At 71.4% G+C, this 14,487-nt stretch carries 15 protein-coding genes and 1 pseudogene; 9 read left to right on the forward strand and 7 right to left on the reverse strand.

Annotated features, from left to right (window positions below):
* Positions 1 to 52: 52 nt before the first annotated feature.
* Positions 53 to 469: a Fur family transcriptional regulator gene (locus tag ACWGKT_RS07980; RefSeq protein ID WP_235456744.1), complete on the reverse strand. Its 417-nt coding sequence runs from the start codon at positions 467 to 469 to the stop codon at positions 53 to 55.
* Positions 470 to 595: 126 nt separating this feature from the next.
* On the opposite strand from ACWGKT_RS07980, the gene ACWGKT_RS07985 reads away from it, so the two are divergent.
* Positions 596 to 2,065 carry a catalase gene (locus tag ACWGKT_RS07985; RefSeq protein WP_453272928.1) on the forward strand — a complete coding sequence of 490 codons (1,470 nt, stop codon included), beginning with the start codon at positions 596 to 598 and terminating at the stop codon, positions 2,063 to 2,065.
* 69 nt (positions 2,066 to 2,134) lie between these two features.
* On the opposite strand, the gene ACWGKT_RS07990 is transcribed toward ACWGKT_RS07985, so the two are convergent.
* Positions 2,135 to 2,527, reverse strand: coding sequence for a CBS domain-containing protein (locus ACWGKT_RS07990; protein WP_235456742.1), 393 nt, complete (start codon positions 2,525 to 2,527; stop codon positions 2,135 to 2,137).
* 322 nt (positions 2,528 to 2,849) lie between these two features.
* On the opposite strand from ACWGKT_RS07990, the gene ACWGKT_RS07995 reads away from it, so the two are divergent.
* Together ACWGKT_RS07995 and snpA are read left to right on the forward strand one after the other, a co-directional pair.
* Positions 2,850 to 3,389, forward strand: coding sequence for a hypothetical protein (locus tag ACWGKT_RS07995; RefSeq protein ID WP_453272929.1), 540 nt, complete (start codon positions 2,850 to 2,852; stop codon positions 3,387 to 3,389).
* Positions 3,390 to 3,895: 506 nt separating this feature from the next.
* Positions 3,896 to 4,561, forward strand: a pseudogene (snpA, locus tag ACWGKT_RS08000) (snapalysin); the annotation flags it as partial.
* A gap of 285 nt (positions 4,562 to 4,846) precedes the next feature.
* On the opposite strand, the gene hisN reads toward snpA, so the two are convergent.
* A complete protein-coding gene (gene hisN / locus ACWGKT_RS08005) occupies positions 4,847 to 5,647 on the reverse strand; it encodes a histidinol-phosphatase (protein ID WP_453272930.1) in 801 nt (266 codons plus the stop codon).
* 209 nt (positions 5,648 to 5,856) lie between these two features.
* Between hisN and ACWGKT_RS08010 the strand changes: the two genes are divergently transcribed.
* Positions 5,857 to 6,465, forward strand: coding sequence for a TetR/AcrR family transcriptional regulator (locus tag ACWGKT_RS08010; protein ID WP_356142243.1), 609 nt, complete (start codon positions 5,857 to 5,859; stop codon positions 6,463 to 6,465).
* 85 nt (positions 6,466 to 6,550) lie between these two features.
* Here the strand turns inward: ACWGKT_RS08010 and ACWGKT_RS08015 are convergent, their stop codons facing one another.
* From ACWGKT_RS08015 to ACWGKT_RS08030, 4 genes are all read right to left on the reverse strand, one after another.
* Positions 6,551 to 6,874: a DMT family transporter gene (locus tag ACWGKT_RS08015; RefSeq protein ID WP_356142241.1), complete on the reverse strand. Its 324-nt coding sequence runs from the start codon at positions 6,872 to 6,874 to the stop codon at positions 6,551 to 6,553.
* 102 nt (positions 6,875 to 6,976) lie between these two features.
* Complete coding sequence (gene rsgA / locus ACWGKT_RS08020) at positions 6,977 to 7,993, reverse strand: ribosome small subunit-dependent GTPase A (protein ID WP_453272931.1); 1,017 nt, start codon at positions 7,991 to 7,993, stop codon at positions 6,977 to 6,979.
* A gap of 11 nt (positions 7,994 to 8,004) precedes the next feature.
* Entirely contained in the window at positions 8,005 to 9,345 is a 1,341-nt protein-coding gene (gene aroA / locus ACWGKT_RS08025) for a 3-phosphoshikimate 1-carboxyvinyltransferase (RefSeq protein WP_453272932.1), read from the reverse strand.
* A 95-nt stretch (positions 9,346 to 9,440) separates the two neighbouring features.
* A complete protein-coding gene (locus ACWGKT_RS08030) occupies positions 9,441 to 10,163 on the reverse strand; it encodes a M50 family metallopeptidase (protein ID WP_453272933.1) in 723 nt (240 codons plus the stop codon).
* Positions 10,164 to 10,267: 104 nt separating this feature from the next.
* Here ACWGKT_RS08030 and ACWGKT_RS08035 point away from each other — a divergent pair, with 104 nt between their 5' ends.
* The 5 genes from ACWGKT_RS08035 to ACWGKT_RS08055 all read left to right on the forward strand — a co-directional run bounded on the left by ACWGKT_RS08035 (position 10,268) and on the right by ACWGKT_RS08055 (position 14,487).
* The gene (locus tag ACWGKT_RS08035) at positions 10,268 to 11,083 is read left to right on the forward strand and encodes an SOS response-associated peptidase (protein ID WP_453272934.1); all 816 of its coding nucleotides are present in this window, start codon (positions 10,268 to 10,270) and stop codon (positions 11,081 to 11,083) included.
* Between the two features lie 16 nt (positions 11,084 to 11,099).
* A complete protein-coding gene (locus tag ACWGKT_RS08040; protein WP_453273044.1) occupies positions 11,100 to 11,741 on the forward strand; it encodes an alpha/beta hydrolase family protein in 642 nt (213 codons plus the stop codon).
* Between the two features lie 256 nt (positions 11,742 to 11,997).
* The gene (gene sigR, locus ACWGKT_RS08045) at positions 11,998 to 12,681 is read left to right on the forward strand and encodes an RNA polymerase sigma factor SigR (RefSeq protein ID WP_235456725.1); all 684 of its coding nucleotides are present in this window, start codon (positions 11,998 to 12,000) and stop codon (positions 12,679 to 12,681) included.
* The gene (gene rsrA / locus ACWGKT_RS08050) at positions 12,678 to 12,992 is read left to right on the forward strand and encodes a mycothiol system anti-sigma-R factor (RefSeq protein WP_235456723.1); all 315 of its coding nucleotides are present in this window, start codon (positions 12,678 to 12,680) and stop codon (positions 12,990 to 12,992) included. Before sigR ends, rsrA begins: the two co-directional genes overlap by 4 nt.
* Before the next feature lie 112 nt (positions 12,993 to 13,104).
* Positions 13,105 to 14,487: an HD-GYP domain-containing protein gene (locus ACWGKT_RS08055; protein WP_453272935.1), complete on the forward strand. Its 1,383-nt coding sequence runs from the start codon at positions 13,105 to 13,107 to the stop codon at positions 14,485 to 14,487.

A 14,487-nucleotide genomic window follows, 5' to 3' on the forward strand; every position in this document is an offset into this window, starting at 1 on the left:
AGCACAAAGCCCCGGCGCCGTGTCCGGCGGCCGGGGCTGAGCAGGCTTTCCGCTACGCGCTCGCGCAGTCCGGGCAGAGCCCGCGGTACGTCATCTCCACGTCCGAGACCGTGAAGCCGAAGCGCTCCGAGTCGGGCAGGTCGGCGAGCGGGTTGCCGATCGGGCGGACGTCGCGGATCGCGCCGCACCGGGCGCACACCAGGTGGTGGTGCGGGCGGTGGGCGTTCGGGTCGTACCGCTTGGCGCGTTTGTCCGTGCTGACTTCGAGCACCTCGCCGAGCGAGACCAGCTCACCGAGCGTGTTGTAGACGGTCGCCCGGGAGATCTCGGGCAGCTTGGCGACGGCCCGCGCGTGGACCTCGTCGGCCGTCAGGTGGACGTGCTCGCCGTCGAGGACCTCGGCCACGACGCGCCGCTGCGCGGTCATCCGCCATCCACGTCCGCGCAGCCGTTCCAGAAGGTCACTCATGCGCCCAAGCCTAACAGCAGGAGGACCATTTTCCGAATGGGTGTGACTTTAGATCTCTGCTTGACCTGGACTAAGTCCAATGTAGGATCGAGGCTGACTTTGGCGTAGCGACAGGAATGCTCGGACATGCCCCAGGAGGCGCACGTGACGCAGGGACCGCTCACCACGGAGGCCGGTGCCCCGGTGGCCGACAACCAGAACAGCGAGACCGCGGGCGTCGGCGGGCCGGTGCTCGTCCAGGACCAGCTCCTGCTGGAGAAGCTCGCCCACTTCAACCGCGAGCGCATCCCGGAGCGCGTGGTGCACGCGCGCGGAGCCGGCGCCTACGGCACCTTCACGGTCACCGCTGACGTCACCCCGTACACCCGCGCGGCGTTCCTCTCCGAGGTCGGCAAGCAGACGGAGACGTTTCTGCGCTTCTCGACCGTGGCCGGCAACCTGGGTGCCGCGGACGCCGTCCGCGACCCGCGCGGCTTCGCGCTGAAGTTCTACACCGAGGAGGGCAATTACGACCTCGTCGGCAACAACACCCCGGTGTTCTTCATCAAGGACGCCATCAAGTTCCGGGACTTCATCCACACCCAGAAGCGCGACCCGTACACGGGCTCGCAGGAGGCGGACAACGTCTGGGACTTCTGGGGGCTGTCGCCCGAGGCCACGCACCAGGTGACCTGGCTGTTCGGCGACCGCGGCATCCCGGCGTCGTACCGCCACATGAACGGCTACGGCTCGCACACCTACCAGTGGAGCAACGAGGTCGGCGAGCTCTTCTGGGTCAAGTACCACTTCAAGACTGACCAGGGCATCAAGAACCTCACCCAGGAGGAGGCCGGCAGGCTCGCCGGTGAGGACCCCGACTCGCACCAGCGCGACCTGCGCGAGGCGATCGAGCGCGGTGAGTTCCCGACCTGGACCGTGCAGGTGCAGATCATGCCGGCGGCGGACGCGGCGACGTACCGCTTCAACCCGTTCGACCTCACCAAGGTCTGGCCGCACGAGGACTACCCGCCGATCGAGATCGGCAGGCTGGAGCTCAACCGCAACCCGCGGAACATCTTCGCCGAGGTCGAGCAGTCGATCTTCTCCCCGGCGCACTTCGTGCCCGGCATCGGTCCCTCGCCCGACAAGATGCTCCAGGGCCGCCTGTTCGCCTACGGCGACGCCCACCGCTACCGGGTCGGCATCAACGCCGACCACCTGCCGGTGAACCGGCCGCACGCCACCGAGGCGCGCACCAACGCGCGGGACGGCTTCCTGTACGACGGCCGCCACGAGGGCGCGAAGAACTACGAACCGAACAGCTTCGGCGGCCCGTTCCAGACGGACCGTCCGCTGTGGCAGTCGACCGTGGTGACCGGCGACACGGGCAACCACCCGGCGCCGGTGCACGCCGAGGACGACGACTTCGTGCAGGCGGGCAACCTCTACCGGCTGATGTCCGAGGACGAGAAGGAGCGGCTGATCGCCAATCTGGCGGGCTTCATCGCCAAGGTCTCGCGCGACGACATCGCCGAGCGCGCGATCGCCAACTTCCGTCAGGCGGACGGTGACTTCGGCAAGCGGCTGGAGGCCTCGGTCCAGGCCCTGCGCGGCTGACACACCGGCAGTGGACCGCTTGCCGCGGTCGGGGGGCCGGTCCCTTCGGGGGCCGGCCCGTCGGCACGCTCAGGCGGGTACCTGCTGCCGGGCCGGTGCCCAGCAGCGGATGATGTCGCGCACCGAGACGATCCCTACGGGCTCGCCGCGGTCGAGAACGATCAGATGCCGGAAGCCGCCGTGCGCCATGGCGCGGGCCGCCTCCTCCAGGGTCCAGGTCGGGGCGGCGAACACGACGTCGTTGGTGGTGTGGGCGTGGGTGCGTTCCGTGTCCGGACTCTGCCCGAGCCCAACGGAGTTGAGGATGTCGCGTTCGGTGAGGATGCCGATGCCGCCGGCGTCCGGGTCGAGAACGACCGCGGCGCCGACACGGCGGGCGGACATCAGGGCGGCGGCTTGGCGGAGGGTGTGTGCGGGGCCGATGGTGAGGACCACCGTGCTCATGGCGTCGCGGACGAGCATGGGACGGGCCACCTCCTCTTGAATCCGTGGGGCTAGTTCACGGATTCACAAATTCACAAGTGGGGGTCCTTTTAGAGTGGCAGGTAAAGCACAGGTCAACAAGAGGGCGTGCGTGGCTGACTGAGGGCGTACGCGATCACCTCGTGCTGCTCAGTGGCGCTGGTATTGAACCGGCGCACCAGGGGGTGCGGTGTCGTTCAGCGTCCCACTGGGCTTGCTCGGCTTCCAGGAGCAGGTGGATGGACAGCGTGTCCTTGGTCCGCCATGCTGCCTTGGCGGTGACGGGCCGGCGTCGGTCGCGTCGTGGGAGGGGCGGGGATCGATGGAGCAGTCGCAGGTCGAGGCCGGGTCGCCGGAGAGCGTCCGTTACCGGTTGACGCGCCGCCAACGCCTGCTGTCCATGCTGCCCGCCGTCGTCGTCACGCCCTTCCAGGTTCTGCTCTGGTTGGACGGCGGACCGACCGGTCCCCTGTTTGTCTCGCTCCTCACGTGGGGCGTGCTGGCGCCCGTGGCGCTGATCATCTCGCGGCCCTTCGGGGTCACTCTCACGCCGTCGGCGGCCGTCGTGCACAACCTCCGCCGCAGGACCATCCCGTGGTCGAACGTCCAGGGCATCCGGATCGAGTCTCTCTTCGGAAGCCGGATTGTCGCGATCTACGAAGCGGGCGGCCGCCGTACCCGCCTGCGGGCGCCGATCACCGGGTTCCTCAGCTGGGATCGCAGCTTCGAGGAGAAGTTCCACACCATCGGCAGGTGGTGGCTGGATCACCGGGGCCCGGACTGGGCTCCCGTGCCGCCGCCGGGGGCGTGGTGGGGCGGCCCACTGGCGCCCGACGGGAACCCTTACGCCCCTCCCGCGTAGTCAGGAACTGATCTACGCACCCTCCAGGCGGCGGACTTCCGATGACCGGGGCAGCCGCGGGGGCTCCGGGCGCTGGGCGCGAAAGGGGCGGAAGCTCACGTTCTATGACGTCGGTCACAGCACTTCGTCAAATAACCGGCGCACTTAGTAGACGCGGCATGGCAGACATCTGAGGATATGTCCGTCTTGGCCCGGATGTGGATCCCGATGTGCGTCCCGGGATTGCGTCCGGCCGGCGCCCACGCCTGTTGCCGTGTGAGGCAAGGCTTCTGACGCAGCGACAGATTCCCCTCCTGTCGCGATGTGCGGACCGGAGACCCGTGCACTGCCCTGGCGAGGTCCCGGGACCTACGAAGCGACGTAGTGGCGGGACCCCTTTGCGCTCCCTGTCGAGCCGTTCTAAGAATGTCGACCCACAGGACGTCGCCGCAGTTCGGAACCGGTGTTCAAGCAGATTCGACCCCGCACCGGGCGTGGCGTCACCGAGTGAGTAGGAGCCCCCCCACATGAAGTCGTCCCGAACGTCCGCGAGACTCCTCGCCCTCGCTCTCGGTCTGACCTCCGGCGCGCTGGGCGCGGCGGTGCCGGCGAGCGCCCAGCCGGCCGCCCGGACGGCCGCCACCCCGTCCGCCGCCGCCGGTACCTCCGTGGCACGGTACGGCGGGTCGGTTGAGGAGGCCGCGAACAACAAGGCGTTCTTCGAGGCCGTGCTCAAGTCGGTCGCCGCGAAGCGCGCCGCCCAGCCGAACGCGCAGGCGGTGACCATCCACTACAACGCCTCCCGGGCGCCGAGCTTCCGTTCGCAGATAGCGAGCGCGGCCTCGATCTGGAACGGCTCCGAGACCCACGTCAAGCTCCAGGAGGCGTCGAGCGGTGCCGACTTCTCCTACGTCGAGGGCAATGACTCGCGCGGGTCCTACGCCTCCACCAACGGCCACGGAAGCGGCTACGTCTTCATCGACTACACCCAGAGCCGGCAGTACGACTCGATCCGCGTCGTCACCCACGAGACCGGGCACGTGCTGGGCCTGTCGGACGACTACAGCGGGCCGTGCAGTGAGCTGATGTCGGGCGGCGGCGCCGGCCCGTCCTGCACCAACCGCTACCCGAACGCCGCCGAACGCTCGCGTGTCGACCAGCTGTGGGCCGGCGGATCCGCGCAGGCCCCGGGCACGGCGAACCAGCCCGCCGGCCGGCCGAGCTCCGCACCGTCGGCACCGACCGGGGGCCCGGGCACGGTGAACCAGCCCTCCGGCGACCCGAACACCGCACCGCGGGTACGGATCGTGGTGCCGGGCCAGGGTCCCTGGAATCCGCTCCACAGCACGCCCTGGAGCAGATTGCGTTCCCAGGCGGGAAGCGGCTTGCTGTCGGGGATGGCTTCAGCCACCGGCTGATGACGGTCGTCCGAGCACTCTCGCAGGCGGGCCGACCCGTGGGTCGGCCCGCCGGTTGCGTCAGTAGCGCTGGTTGAGATACCCCAGCAACTCGTCGTGCAGCAGGCCGTTCGAGGCTGCCGCGTTGCCGCTGTGCGGGCCCGGGCGGCCGTCGAGGCCGGTGAAGGTGCCGCCGGCCTCCGTGACGATGATGGCGGTGGCGGCCATGTCCCACAGGGACAGCTCGGGTTCGGCGCAGAGGTCCACCGAGCCCTCGGCGACCATCATGTAGGGCCAGAAGTCGCCGTACGCGCGCGTGCGCCACACCTCGCGGGTCAGGTCGAGGAAGCCGTTCAGGCGGCCCTGCTCCTCCCAGCCGGACAGCGAGGAGTACGCGAACGAGGCGTCCGACAGCCGGGAGACGCTGGAGGCGTGGATACGGGTCGCGGAGGACAGGCTGCGGCCCGTGAACGCGCCGTGTCCCTTCGCGGCCCACCACCGGCGGTTCAGCGCCGGGGCCGAGACCACGCCCACGACGGGCTGGTAGCCGCCCTCGCCCGCCTCCATCAGGGAGATGAGGGTCGCCCACACGGGGACGCCGCGTACGTAGTTCTTGGTGCCGTCGATCGGATCGATCACCCAGCGCCGCGGGCCCGTGCCCTCGACGCCGTACTCCTCGCCCAGGACCGCGTCCCGGGGCCGGGCGCGCTGGAGCTGGCCGCGGATGAGTTCCTCGGCGGCCTTGTCCGCTTCGCTCACCGGGGTCATGTCCGGCTTCGTCTCGACCTTCAGGTCGAGCGCCTTGAAGCGGGCCGTCGTGGCGGCGTCGGCCGCGTCCGCGAGGACGTGGGCGAGGCGGAGGTCGTCGAGGTAGTCGGCCATGCAACGAACGGTATCCGGCGAGGTCGGTACGGGGCTACAGGGGACCGAGGGGTGGAAACACCGGCGGCGGCCGGTGTCGTGGGGGCGTAGCCCCCGGGCGTCGTCGGCTCGTGGCGGCCGAAAGGCGCCCCCGCGTGCCTTCGCGAACCCTTGACAGTGCATTCATGCGCGTCAAATCTGGGCGCAGAGCCGCTCGCCCGAGGGAGGCGATGATGCCTGCAGCGCGGGAATCCCTACTGGATGCCGCCTTTACGGCGCTCGCGCGTCGGCCGTGGTCCGCCGTGCGGATGGTGGACGTGGCCGCGGCGGCCGGGGTGTCCCGGCAGACGTTGTACAACGAGTTCGGCAGCAAGGAGGGCCTGGCCAGGGCGCTGGTCAGGAGGGAGGCCGACAGGTATCTCGCCGGCGTGGAGAGGGCGCTGACCGCCCATGCCGAGCCGCGCGACCGGCTCACCGCCACCGCCGAGTGGACCACTTCGGCCGCCCGCGAGAACGACCTGGTCCGCGCCATGCTCACCGGCTGCTGGAGCGAGCGCCTGCCCTCGCCGACGCTCGCCGCCGTGCCCTCCTCCTCCGTCGTACCGGCACAGCGCCGAGCGGACGGACCGCTGCCGTCGCCCGGCGACTTCGTGCAGATCGTGCGGGACCGGGCGGTGATCGCCCTCGGCGGGCACGGCGTCTCCCACGCCGACAGCACGGAGCTCGCCCGGTCCTGCGAACTCGCCGTACGGCTGGCCCTGTCCTGCGTGGCCGCTCCGCCGGGGGAGGGCGGGGTCGCCGAGCTGGTGCGCTGCGCCCTGTACCGGCAGCTGGTCTGAACGGGCTTCAGGTCGGGCGCGATGCTCGAAGTGGCCGATCCGGGCGCCGACTTCGGACGGCGGCGGATGCCGGCGGCAAGGCGCGCTACTGCGACGACCCCGACAACTGCAGCCCGATGATCCCGACGATCACGAAGCTGATCGAGACGATCTTCAGCGTGGACACCACGTCGCCGAGGAAGGCCATGCCGTAGATCGCGGTGCCCGTCGCGCCGATGCCGGTCCACACCGCGTAGGCGGGGCCGACGTCGAGCTTGCGCAGGGACAGGGTCAGCAGACCGAAGCTGCCCAGGGCGAACGCGCAGAAGGCGACGGTCGGCCAGAGCCGGGTGAAGCCGTGTGACAGTTTCAGGGAGACGGCGAAGCCGGTTTCGAGCAACCCGGCCACGATCACCAGCAGCCACGCCATGTGCTGTCCTCCCGTAAGTCTGGCTGGGTGCGATTATGCACTTACCGGACTCACGTGAACACAAACAACGCGGTGGTCACAGGCGTACGAACAGTGCGGTGCTCAGTCGCCTTCCTTGCGTTCCCGCGTCGCCAGCAGCCGGCGCAGCGAGTGCAGCCGCGCCGGGCCCGCGTGCCCCTCGGCCACCCATGCGTCCAGCGCGCAGTCCGGCTCGTCGTGGCTGCACGCGCGCGGGCAGCCCTCCGTGCCGGGCTCCAGGTCGGGGAAGGCGTGGATGACCCGGGACGGGTCGACGTGCGCGAGGCCGAAGGACCGTACCCCCGGGGTGTCGACGACCCAGCCGTCCCCGTCCCCGTCGCCGAGCGGCAGCGCGAGCGCGGACGTGGTCGTGTGGCGGCCGCGGCCCGTCACCGCGTTGACGTGTCCCGTCGTACGCCGCTGGTCCTTCGGGACCAGCGCGTTGACCAGCGTCGTCTTGCCCACGCCGGAGTGGCCCACGAAGGCGGTGACCCGGCCGTCGAGGTGGTCGCGCACCCGGTCGGCCGCGCCGCCGTTCTCCAGCTCCTCGCGGCTGGTGACGACGTACGGGATGTCGAGGTCGCCGTACAGCTCCAGCAGCTTGTCCGGCGGGGCCAGGTCCGACTTGGTCATGACCAGGAGCGGGTCCAGGCCGCCGTCGTACGCCGCGACCAGACAGCGGTCGATCAGCCGGGGGCGGGGCTCCGGGTCGGCCAGGGCGGTGACGATGGCCAGCTGGTCGGCGTTGGCGACGACCACGCGCTCGAACGGATCGTCGTCGTCGGCGGTCCGCCGCAGCACCGAGGTGCGCTCCTCGATGCGCACGATGCGGGCGAGGGAGTCCTTCTTGCCGGACAGATCACCGACGAGGGCGACCCGGTCGCCGACCACCGCGGCCTTGCGGCCCAGCTCGCGGGCCTTCATCGCCAGGATCGTGCGGTCCTCGACGAGGCAGGTCAGACGGCCCCGGTCGACGGTGAGGACCATGCCCTCGGCGGCGTCCTCGTGCTTAGGCCGGATGTTCGTCCGCGGCCGGTTGCCCTTGCGGTTGGGACGGGTGCGGATGTCGTCCTCGTCGGTGTGCTTGCCGTAGCGGCGCATGGCGGAAGTCCCTACGCCCCGAGCATCCCGGTCCACAGCTCGGGGAAGTCCGGCAGGGTTTTCGCCGTCGTCGCCACGTTCTCGATCAGTACTCCCTCGACCGCCAGGCCGATGATCGCTCCGGCCGTCGCCATGCGGTGGTCCTCGTAGGTGTGGAAGGTCCCGCCGTGCAGCGGGCGCGGGCGGATGTGCAGGCCGTCGGCGGTCTCGGTGACGTCGCCGCCCAGCTCGTTGATCTCCTTGGTGAGCGCGGCCAGCCGGTCCGTCTCGTGCAGCCGCAGATGGGCCACGCCCCGCAGGGTCGAGGGGGAGTCCGCGAGCGCGGCGACCGCCGCGATGCCCGGGGTCAGCTCGCCGACGTCACCGAGGTCCACGTCGATGCCGTGGACGGCGCCGGAGCCGGTGAACACCAAGCCGTAATCGGTCAGTTCGCAGGAACCGCCCATCTCGGTGAAGATCTCGCGCAGCCGGTCACCCGGCTGGGTGGTCCTGGCCGGCCAGTCCGGGATCAGCACCTTGCCGCCGGTCACCAGGGCCGCCGCCAGGAACGGCTGGGCGTTCGACAGGTCCGGCTCGACGGTCAGGTCGCGGCCGAGCAGGGCACCCGGCGTGACCCGCCAGACGTTCGGCTCGCCGCCCGACTCCGGGGTGTCGACCTGGGCGCCGACCGCGCGCAGCATGTCCACCGTCATCCGGATGTGCGGCATCGAGGGCAGCGAGGCGCCGATGTGACGGACCTCGACGCCCTGGTTGAAGCGCGGGCCGGACAGCAGCAGCGCCGACACGAACTGGGACGAGGACGAGGCGTCGATCGACACCGGGCCGCCGTCCAGCGCACCGCCGCCGTGCACGGTCAGCGGCAGCGCGCCCCGGCCGTCGTCGTCGATCCGGGCGCCGAGCACGCGCAGCGCGTCGATCACGCCGTTCAGGGGACGCTCGTACGACCTGGGGTCGCCGTCGAAGCGGACCGGGCCGTCGGCCAGCGCGGCGACCGGCGGCAGGAAGCGCATGACCGTGCCGGCGTTGCCGACGTCGACCGTGGCCGGGCCCTGCAGACCCGCCGGGAGGATGCGCCAGGCCTCGCCCGAGCCGTTCGGGGCGCCCGCGGCGGAGGAGCTGGAGGACACGGTCTCCTCGATGCCGACACCCATGGCACGCAGGGCGCCCGCCATCAGCAGCGTGTCGCGGGAGCGCAGCGGGCGGCGCAGCCAGCCGGGCTCGGAGGCGAGGGCGGCGAGTACCAGCGCGCGGTTGGTGACCGACTTGGACCCGGGCACGTGGACCGTCGCGTCGACGGCTCCGCTCGCGTGCGGGGCGGGCCAAAGGGCGGTGTGTGCATCGTTCGGGGCCATGGCCCCACTTTAGTGGGCGGTCGTCCCCCGGGTGCTGCTGCGTCGTGGCTGGTCGCGCCCGCACGGCGGAGCCGCGGAGAGCGGCTCCCGCGTCCTCACACGCCCAGCAGCCAGCTGCCCCCGCCCATCAGGGCGCACAGCGACACCGTGTGGAACAGGAACAGCCACAGGCCCGCCGGGACATGGGTGAGGCGGGACAGTTGGTCCGCGTCCGAGTCGCCGGCGCCGCCACGGGCCCGCTTCGCCTGGAGTTCGAAGGCCGGGCGCACGCCGCCGAGCAGCAGGAACCACACCACCGCGTAGGCGAAGGCCGCCTGCACCTGGGATCCGGCCAGCCAGGACACCAGCAGGAAGGCGCCGCCGGAGACGATCACGGTCAGCGCCCCGTAGGCGTTGCGGATCATGACGAGCATCGCGACCAGCAGCGCCGTCGCCGCCCACAGGAGCAGGGTGATGTGCCCGGCGGCCAGCAGCGCGGCGCCGCCCAGGCCCAGCAGCGGGGGAGCGGTGTAGCCGGCGGCCGCGGTGAGGATCATGCCCAGGCCGGTCGGCTTGCCCCGGCTGACCGTGAGGCCGCTGGTGTCGGAGTGCAGGCGTATGCCAGTGAGCTGTCGGCCGGTGAGCAGCGCCACGAGGCCGTGGCCGCCCTCGTGGGCGATGGTGATGGCGTTGCGGGAGACGCGCCACGCGCCGTAGGGGACGACCACGGCGAGCGCGGCGGCGAAGGTGGCGATCACGACCCACAGGTCGGGGTCGGACTGGGTGCCGAGGAGCCGGTCCCAGAGGTCGGGCAGCGCGGTGGCGGCGGTGCTGTCCATGTGCGGCGGGTGCTCCCTCTGGTGGATTCGAACGGGGTGGGCGCGGAGCGCCGTCGTTGAGGGGTGGTGGTCGGGCGACGGGTGGGCCTGGCAGTGTGGCACGTATGTGCGGACGGTATGCATCGAGTCGTAGGCCCGAGGATCTCGCAGGAATCTTTGAGATCGAGAAGTGGGAACCCGAAGAGACCTTGGAGCCCGACTACAACGTGGCTCCGACCAAGGAGGTCTACGCGGTCCTCGACCGTGCTGTGAAGGACGCCGATGATCCCCGGCCGGTTCGCCAGCTGCGCAGGCTCAAGTGGGGGCTGGTCCCCTCCTGGTCCAAGACCCCCGAGGGCGGCGCCCGGATGATCAACGCGCGCGCGGAGACCGTGCACGAGAAGCCGTCCTACCGCCGCGCCTTCGCCGCCCGGCGCTGCATCGTCCCCGCCGACGGCTACTACGAATGGGTCACCGGCACCCAGGAGCGGGAGCTGGAGGTCGAGGGCAAGAAGAAGCGGCCGCGCAAGCAGCCGTACTTCGTGCTGCCGGCGGACGGCTCGGTCTTCGCGATGGCCGGCCTGTACGAGTTCTGGCGGGACCGGACCCTCCCCGACGAGCACCCGCAGGCCTGGTGGGTGACCTGCTCGGTGATCACCACGGAGGCGGAGCAGACCCCGCTGGCCGTGTCGCCCGCCGAGGGCCCGCACACCCTCGCCGAGATCCACCCCCGCATGCCCCTGATGCTCACCCCGGACCGCTGGGACGCCTGGCTGGACCCGGCCCGCACGGACGTCGAGGACCTGCGGTCCCTGCTGGCACCGCCGCCGCCCGGCCTCCTGCGCGCCTACCCGGTCTCCACGTCCGTCAGCAACGTCCGCAACAACGGCCCGGAGCTGCTGAAGGAGCTGGAGGCACCGGAAGCGGGCACACTCTTCTGACGTGACGAACGAGATCATGGGCTCCGACGGGACCACCGAGACCATCGCGACGGACGCGGGGGAGGCCCGCGTCACCTGGCACCCGGCGAAGCGGGCGCGGCTCGTGCTGGCCGTGAGCCACGGCGCCGGGGGCGGCATCGAGGCGCGGGACCTCCAGGCGCTCGCCCGGGTCCTTCCGGGCCGGGGAGTGACCGTCGCCCTCGTGGAGCAGCCCTGGCGGGTGGCCGGGAAGAAGGTCGCGCCCGCCCCGAAGACCCTCGACGTCGGCTGGCGCGGGATCTGGCCGGCGCTCGCCGGGCCCGGGCTGCCGGTGATCTCCGGGGGGCGCAGCGCCGGCGCCCGGGTCGCCTGCCGTACGGCGACCGAGCTCGGCGCGCACGCCGCACTCGCCCTGAGCTTCCCCCTGCACCCGCCGGGCCGGCCCGAGAAGTCCCGCGCCGAGGAACTGCTCGGCGCCGGGGTGCCCACCCTCGTCGTCCAGGGCGCGAACGATCCGTTCGGCAAGCCGGAGGAGTTCCCCGAGGGCGCGTACGAGCTGGTCGAGGTGCCGTACGGCGATCACGGCCTCGCGGTGCCCAAGCGCGCGGAGATCACCCAGGAGCGGGCGCTGGAGGTCGTGACCGACGCGGTCGTGAAGTGGTGCGCGTCACTCGGGTGACCCTCGGGAATGAGACGACCCGCACCACTGTTGTGGCGGACAGAAGTGCTGAACCACCAGCACCGACGTCGTAGGAGAGGGAGTCCGCCGCATGGGTTCGACCATCTGCCCGAGCCACGGCAGCCGCACCGACCTGGACTGGACGGTGCTGCACGCGGCCAAGACCGCTCCTATTCGAGCGGCGGCAGGCACGGGTCGTGTTCTATCCTCCGAAACGAGTGGGACCGGTTTCGGTCCTGCCCGGGATCTTGAGGAGGTGGGTCCGGTCACTGGGACCGACGCAGGGACCGACAACGGCCAGGCGGAGCAGCCCGAGGGCCAGGGCGTGAGTGCGGAGTCGTCGTCGGAGCGCAGCGCGCGCTTCGAGCGGGACGCGCTCGAATTCCTCGACCAGATGTACTCGGCCGCGCTGCGCATGACGCGCAATCCGGCCGATGCCGAGGATCTGGTGCAGGAGACGTACGCCAAGGCGTACGCGTCCTTCCACCAGTTCCGCGAGGGCACGAATCTCAAGGCGTGGCTGTACCGGATCCTCACGAACACGTTCATCAACTCGTACCGCAAGAAGCAGCGCGAACCCCAGCGCAGCGCGGCCGAGGAGATCGAGGACTGGCAGCTCGCCCGTGCCGAGTCGCACATGTCGACGGGTCTGCGCTCCGCCGAGTCGCAGGCGCTCGACCACCTGCCCGACTCGGACGTGAAGGAAGCGCTGCAGGCGATCCCCGAGGAATTCCGCATCGCCGTCTATCTCGCTGACGTAGAGGGCTTTGCGTACAAGGAGATCGCGGACATCATGGGGACACCCATCGGTACGGTGATGTCCCGGCTGCACCGAGGCCGCCGTCAACTGCGCGGCATGCTGGAGGACTACGCGCGCGAGCGCGGTCTGGTCCCGGCGGGCGCCGGAGAGTCGAACGAAGCGAAAGGCTCGGGCTCATGAGCTGCGGAGAGCCGCACGAGACGGACTGCAGTGAGGTCCTCGATCATCTCTACGAGTTCCTCGACAGTGAGATGCCGGACGTCGATCGCGACAAGTTCAAGCAGCACTTCCAGGAGTGCTCGCCGTGCCTGGAGAAGTACGGCCTGGAAGAGGCCGTGAAGAAGCTGGTCAAGCGGTGCTGCGGTCATGACGACGTACCGACCGACCTGCGTGCCAAGGTCCTGGGGCGGCTCGACCTGATCCGCTCCGGGCAGGCCGTGCCCGACCACGACGTGACGGCCGCCGCGCCGGTCACGCCGCAGGAGTCCTGACTCCCGGGTCATCACCCGAACGTGCTAATCCGCGGGTCATAAGCCCGCGGACCCCCCGATTCCCGCCCTAGGCTCCGGAGGCCTGGACAGGCATGCTCGGGGGAGGGGCGTCATGGAGGCGGTACCGACACGGGCACGCGTGTACGTGGCCTGTGTCGCCCTCCTCGCGCTGCTCTGTCTGCTGCCGCTGCCCCGCACCCACGTGCCCTGGTGGGCCGTCGCGCTGCTCGCCGTGCTGTACGCGGCCTGCGAGTACGTCGCCCGGCGCCGTTTCGCGGGCACCTTCTACCCCGTCCTGCTCGCCGGGGCGTTTCTGCTGCCCCCGCCCGCCGCCGCGCTCGTCCCGCTGTCGGCCGCCCTGCTGCCCGGCGGCGCCGGATCCGGGCCCACGCCGCTGCGCCGGGTGTGGCGGGCCGCCCAGCCGGCACTCGCGGTGTGGGCCGCCTCCCGGGTGCACTGGACGCTGGGCGGCCGGGACGCGGTCGTCGGCGCCGACTTCCCGTACGCGCTCGTGCCCGCCGGGGCGGCCGTCCTCGCCTTCTGCCTGGTGCTGGCCGTGCTCGACGGCGGGATCCTCGCCCTGGCCGAGCGGGTGCCCGCGCGGCGGGCCTGGCGGGGGCTGCTCGCCCGGTCGCTGGCGCCGATCGCGGTGCACGGCCTCGCCGGGCTGATGATGGCCGTGCTGTGGCGCAGTCCGTACGGGCCCGTCGCCGCTTTGCTGGTGCTGCTGCCGATGTGCGTGTCCTGGTGGGTGTTCGCCCAGTACCACCGGGAGCGGGCCGCCCACCAGGCGACCATCCGCGCCCTGGTGCAGGCCGTCGACATCAAGGACGGGTACACGCGCGGGCACAGCGAGCGCGTCGGGCAGGCGTCCGTGATGATCGCCCGCGAGCTCGGCATGGACGACGAGCGCGTCGAGGTGCTGCGGTTCGCCGGGATCCTGCACGACGTGGGCAAGCTGGGCGTGCCGACCCGGCTGCTCAGGAAGGACGGCCCGCTCACCCCCGAGGAACGGCGGGTCATCGAGCTGCACCCCGAGTACGGCCACGAGATGGTGCGCGGGATCTCCTTCCTCGGCGAGGCCAGGGCGGCGATCCTGCACCACCACGAACGGCTGGACGGCAGCGGGTACCCCTACGGGCTCATGGGCGGCCAGATCCCGGAGTGCGCGCGGGTGGTGGCCGTCGCCGACGCCTTCGACGCGATGACGTCCACGCGCTCCTACCGCCGGGCCCGGCCGGTCCAGGCCGCGCTGGAGGAGCTGGAGCGGTGCGCGGGCGCCCAGTTCGACCCGCGGATGGTCACCGCGCTGGCCCGGGCGCTCGGGCGGGACGGCTGGCACCCCACGGTCACCGCCGACGAGACCCCGCTCCCCATGTTGCCGCCGGCCCCGCCGCCGTCCCGGGACACCGCCGACCGCGCCGAAGGGGACCTCGCCGAGGCGGATCGTGCCGAAGGGGACCGCGACCGCGTGGGACGGGGCGCCGCCTCATGA

Source organism: Streptomyces sp. NPDC054794, assembly GCF_053611585.1.